General features: G+C 65.7%; 3 protein-coding genes. All 3 read left to right on the forward strand.

The features are described 5' to 3' along the window. Positions 1–2,335: non-ribosomal peptide synthetase (locus tag HU766_RS25830; protein ID WP_186661793.1), on the forward strand; the 2,335-nt coding region annotated here is incomplete at its 5' end. Between the two features lie 63 nt (positions 2,336–2,398). Continuing rightward, positions 2,399–3,556 carry a macrolide transporter subunit MacA gene (macA, locus tag HU766_RS25835; RefSeq protein ID WP_047583598.1) on the forward strand — a complete coding sequence of 386 codons (1,158 nt, stop codon included), beginning with the start codon at positions 2,399–2,401 and terminating at the stop codon, positions 3,554–3,556. Positions 3,557–3,564: 8 nt separating this feature from the next. After that, positions 3,565–5,562 (forward strand): MacB family efflux pump subunit, encoded by a 1,998-nt coding sequence (locus HU766_RS25840; protein WP_186661795.1) that lies wholly within the window; start codon positions 3,565–3,567, stop codon positions 5,560–5,562. Positions 5,563–5,719: the final 157 nt, after the last annotated feature.

The raw sequence follows: 5,719 nt of genomic DNA on the forward strand, positions 1-5,719 counted from the left end.
CGACCCGTTCAGCACTCGCCCCGGCGCACGCCTGTACCGCACCGGCGACCTGGCGCGGCACCTGAGCGATGGCAATATCGAGTACCTGGGCCGCAACGACGACCAGGTGAAAATCCATGGCTTGCGCATCGAGCTGGGTGAAATCCAGGCCGGCCTGACGCGGATAGTGGGGATCAAGGAAGCCGTGGTGATCGCCCGCGAACAGCAGCTGCTCGCGTACTACACAGGCCAATTCCATCCGGTGGAGGCGCTGCGCTCGTCGTTGCTCGGGCACCTGCCGACGTTCATGGTGCCCGCGCTGTTCATACACCTGGAGGCGCTGCCGCTAAGCCCCAACGGCAAGCTCGACCGCAAGGCCTTGCCGCTGCCAGACGCCGAAGCCCTGCAACACCGTGAATACCAAGCCCCCGAAGGCGACACCGAGACCCTGCTGGCCACGATCTGGGCCGAACTGCTGGGCGTGGAGCGGGTAGGGCGCCACGACAACTTCTTCGAACTCGGCGGCCATTCCCTGGCCGCGATCCGGCTGGTCGACAAGATCACCAAGGCGGGTTTGCAAGTGGCCATCAACGATGTGTTCCAGCAGCCCAGCGTCGCCTTGCTGGCGGCGCGGCTGGGCAACCGGGATGCCGCGCCGCGTGGTGTGATCACGGTGCGGGCCAGCGGTACGCAGACGCCGCTGTTCCTGGTTCACGAATTCACCGGCCTGGACTTCTACTTCCCGGTGCTGGCCCAGCACCTGCCCGGTGACTTCGCTATCTACGGACTGCCCGGCGTACCGGGTGACCGCCCACAACCGCGCACCCTGGAGTGCCTGGCCCGCTACCACATCGAGCAGATGCGCAGCGTACAGCCGCAGGGGCCTTACCGCCTGGCCGGCTGGTCGTTCGGTGGGGTACTGGCCTTCGAGATCGCCAACCAGTTGCTGGGTGCGGACGAGCCAGTCGAGTTCCTGGGCTTGATCGACACTTATGTGCCGCGCCTGGCCGACCAGGGCAAGGCGCGCTGGGAGGGGCCGCGTGCACTGGAGCGGCAGTTGCTGGCCAACTGCAGCCTGTTCTGGCGCACGCAGGGCCCGGCAGGCGCCGACAAGCTGGCGCGGTTGCAGCACCTGGAAGCCGGGGAGACGGATTTTACCGCCCTGGTGGCCAGTTGCCGCGAACATCAGCTGCTGTATGGGCTGTGGGCGAGCATGACGGATGCGCAACTGCAGCACTACTTCACCCGCGAACTGGCGCACGGCCGAGCATTGGCGCATTACCGCCCTGCGCCGCTGAGTGTACCGGTGCACTTGCTGCGCGCCGAGCAGGGCAGCGATAGCCTGTCGGCCCTGGGCTGGGGCGAGACGCTGCCGACTCAGGCGCTGGTCGCCCTGGGCGTGCCGGGCGACCACCGCAGCGTGATGCAGGCGCCCCATGTGGCCGCGCTGGGGCAGGTGCTCGGGCAGGCGTTGGGCGCGGTGCCTAACGTCGAGGTGGCGGCTTATCAGCCGTTGGTAGCGATCCAGACCGGTCAGGCTGGGCAAGCGCCGGTGTTCTGCGTGCCGGGGGCCGGCGACAGCGTCACCAGCTTCATTGGCCTGGCCGACGCGCTGGGGCCGGACTGGCCGCTGTATGGCTTGCAGGCCCGCGGGCTGGATGGCTGCTCGGTGCCGCACAGCACGGTGGAAGCCGCTGCCGATTGCCATGTGCTGGCGATCGAGGCGCTGCACCCGCAGGGGCCGTTGAACCTGGTCGGGCATTCGTTCGGGGGCTGGGTGGCACATGCCATCGCCGCCAGGTTGCAAGCCAAGGGGCGGCAGGTGCGCTCATTGACGCTGATCGACAGCGAGGCCCCGGGCGAGGGTGGCACCTGTGGCCAGCCCTACACCTTCGGCGAAGCGTTGCAGCGGCTGATCGACGCGCTGCAGCTTTCCACTGGCAAAGCGCTGGGCATCGACCCAGGTGCATTTGCTGACGCCAGCGACGATCAACAGTTGAGCCAACTGCATGCGGCCATGGTCCGGGTCGGCTTGATGCCGGCACGGTCGCAGCCCGCTGCGCTGCACGGCACCGTGCGCACCTTCGCCACGGCATTGCGCACGGCCTACCGGCCAACGCTGGCCTACAGCGGCGCGGTCGGGCTGGTATTGGTGGACGACCCGGGCCTGGATGCCTTGGGCAATGCGCGCGAGCATGCCGCCATGCAGGCCGGCTGGCAGCAACTGATGCCGAAGCTGGCGCTGTGGCAGGGGCCGGGTGACCACTTCAGCATCCTCAAGGTGCCGGACGTGTTCAGCCTGGCAGCCTGGTGGCACGACGGGCAGGCGCTGCAGCACGGCAAAGTTACCCCGTAATGATCGGCCTCCCCGACCCCGCTGGGGTCGGGTTATGCGAATCCCGAGAGAAAGTGAGTGTTCATGGAAAAGTCCAGATTCCGCAAATTCGGCCTCGGCATCGCCGTGGCCCTGGTGGCCGGCATCACGCTGTATGCCATCCAGGCCCCGGCCAAGCCGCCGCAGTACATCACCGCCACGGTCGAGCGTGGCGATATCGAGAACGCCGTGCTGGCCACCGGCACGTTGGAGGGCATCAAGCAGGTGGACGTCGGTGCCCAGGTTTCGGGCCAGCTCAGGTCGCTGAAGGTCAAGCTGGGCGACAAGGTCAGCGAGGGCCAGTGGCTGGCCGAGATCGACCCGCTGGTGCTGCGCAACACCTTGCGCCAGGCCGAAGTCGACGAGGACAAGCTGCAGGCCGAACGGCGTTCGACCCTGGCCCAGCTCAAGCAGGCCCGGCGGGTGTATGAGCGTTATCGCGAACTGCAGGCCGACGAGTCGGTGTCGCGCCAGGACTTCGAGAATGCCGAGTCGGAGTACGAAGTGCAGCAGGCCGCCGTGCGCTCGCTCGATGCGCAGATCCAAAGTGCCCGGGTCGAAATCGACACCGCCAAGGTCAACCTGGGTTACACCCGTATCAATGCGCCGATCAACGGCCATGTGGTGGGCATCGTCACCCAGGAAGGGCAGACCGTGATCGCCAACCAACTGGCCCCGGTGCTGCTCAAACTGGCCGACCTCGACACCATGACCGTGAAGGCGCAGGTGTCCGAAGCCGATGTGATCCACATCAGCCCCGGCCAGCAGGTGTACTTCACTATCCTGGGCGAAGATAAACGCTACTACGCCAAGCTGCGCGGCACCGAGCCTGCCCCGCAGAACTACGCGCAAAGCGCCGACAACAGCGATGGCAGCGCCGCCAAACCCAATGGTGCGGTGTTCTACAACGCGCTGTTCGAAGTGCCGAACCCCGAGCATCGCCTGCGCATCTCGATGACGGCCCAGGTGCATATCGTCCTCGACACCGCCCAAGGGGTGCTGACCGTGCCGGTGGCAGCGCTGGGCGCACGCAATGGCGACGGCAGCTTCCCGGTGCGGGTGCTCGATGCCAAGGGCTTTGCCCAGGTGCGCAACGTGCAGGCGGGGATCAACAACAACGTCAAGGTGCAGGTGAAGGACGGCCTGGCCGAAGGTGATCGGGTGGTGATTGGTGAGCCGGTGTCCGGCGAAGCAGGGGCGTGAGCATGAACATGAATGTCGAGCTGAGCGCGCCCCTGGCCGTGGCCAACGGCAACGGCGAACCGTTATTGCGCCTGCAGGGCGTCAGCCGCAGCTTCCTGGCAGGCGACCGCGAGTTCCTGGCACTCAAGGGCATCGACCTGCAGATTCACAGTGGCGAGCTGGTGGCGATCATCGGCGCATCAGGCTCGGGCAAGTCGACCTTGATGAACATCCTCGGCTGCCTGGACAACGCCAGCAGCGGCAGCTACCAGGTTGGCGGGCAGGAGACCCGCACGCTGGGCGATGACGCCCTGGCAGCGCTGCGCCGCGACCACTTCGGTTTCATCTTCCAGCGCTACCACCTGCTGCCGCACCTGGATGCCCTGCACAACGTCGAGATCCCTGCGGTGTATGCCGGCACCCCACAAGGGCAGCGCCACGCGCGGGCACGTGAGTTGCTCACGCGTCTGGGCCTTGTAGGGCACCTGGGGCACCGCCCCAGCCAGCTTTCCGGGGGGCAGCAGCAGCGGGTAAGTATCTGCCGGGCGCTGATGAACGGCGGCCAGGTGATCCTCGCCGATGAGCCGACCGGTGCGCTGGACACTGCCAGCGGTAAAGAGGTGATGAACATCCTGCTGGAGCTGCATGCGGCCGGGCACACGGTGATCCTGGTCACCCACGACCCCAAGGTCGCCGCCCATGCCGAACGGATCATCGAGGTCAGCGACGGGCAGATTGTCAGCGACCGGCGCACCGGCACGGCGGCCGTGCCCACCCCGGCCGCGGAGTCGCCACGGGCCGTCGAACCTGCCCGGCGCCTGGTGGCCAGCCTGGGGATGTTCCGCGAGGTCTTCAAGATGGCCTGGATCGCCTTGATCTCGCACCGCATGCGCACCTTGCTGACCATGCTCGGGATCGTCATCGGCATCACTTCGGTGGTGTCCATCTCGGCCATCGGCGAGGGCGCCAAGGGCTATGTGCTCAAGGACATCCAGGCGATCGGCAGCAACACCATCGATATTTATTCGGGCAGCAACTTCGGTGATAGCCGGGCCAAGACCATCGAGACCCTGGTGCCGGCCGACGTGACCGCGCTCAACGCGCTGTACTACGTTGACAGTGCCACCCCGGTGATCGGCCAGAGCACCTTGGTGCGCTACCGCAACCTGGACGTCGACGTGCAGCTCAATGGCGTCAGCGAACACTACTTCCAGGTGCGCAACATACCTCTGGCTGCAGGCATCGTGTTCAGTGCCGACGACGCCCGGCGCCAGGCCCAGGTGGTGGTGATCGACCACAACACCCGCAAGCGGCTGTTCGGCCCCCATGTCGACCCGCTCGGGCAGGTGATCCTGGTAGGCAACCTGCCGTGCACGGTGATCGGCGTCACGGCCGAGAACAAGAACCTGTTCGTCGCCAGCAACCAGCTGAACATCTGGGTGCCCTACGAGACCGCCGCTGGCCGCGTACTCGGCCAGCGCCATCTGGACAGCATCAGCGTGCGTATCAAGGACGGCGTGCCGAGCAAGCGGGTGGAGGAGGAGGTGACCAAGCTGATGCTGCAACGGCACGGCACCAAGGACTTCTTTACCAACAACCTCGACAGCATCATGCAGACGGTGCAGAAGACCAGCCGCTCGCTGACCTTGCTGCTGTCGCTGATTGCCGTGATCTCGCTGGTGGTCGGGGGTATCGGGGTGATGAACATCATGCTGGTGTCGGTGACCGAACGCACCCGGGAAATCGGTATTCGCATGGCGGTGGGGGCGCGGCAGTCGGATATCCGCCAGCAGTTTCTGGTAGAGGCGGTGATGGTCTGCCTGTTTGGCGGGGTGGTTGGCATTGGTTTGTCGTACGGGATCGGCTATCTGTTCGAGTTGTTCGTCAAGCAGTGGGAGATGGTGTTCTCGCCAGCCTCGATCGTGATGGCGTTTGCCTGTTCGACCTTGATTGGCGTGTTGTTCGGGTTTGTGCCGGCGCGCAATGCTGCGCGGCTTGATCCGATCGAGGCGTTGGCGCGGGATTGAGTTTTGCCTTGTCCGGCCTCTTCACGGGGCAAGCCCGCTCCCACAGAGTGGACTGCCCCCAAGAAGTTGGACAAAAAATCCAACCCTTGGGGGGACCGATGGGCAAATACACAGAGCAGTTCAAACTCACAGCCATCTCAGCCTACCTAGATGGTAG

This window comes from Pseudomonas sp. SWRI77, from assembly GCF_014269105.1.
GTDB classification, from domain to species: Bacteria; Pseudomonadota; Gammaproteobacteria; order Pseudomonadales; family Pseudomonadaceae; genus Aquipseudomonas; species Aquipseudomonas capeferrum.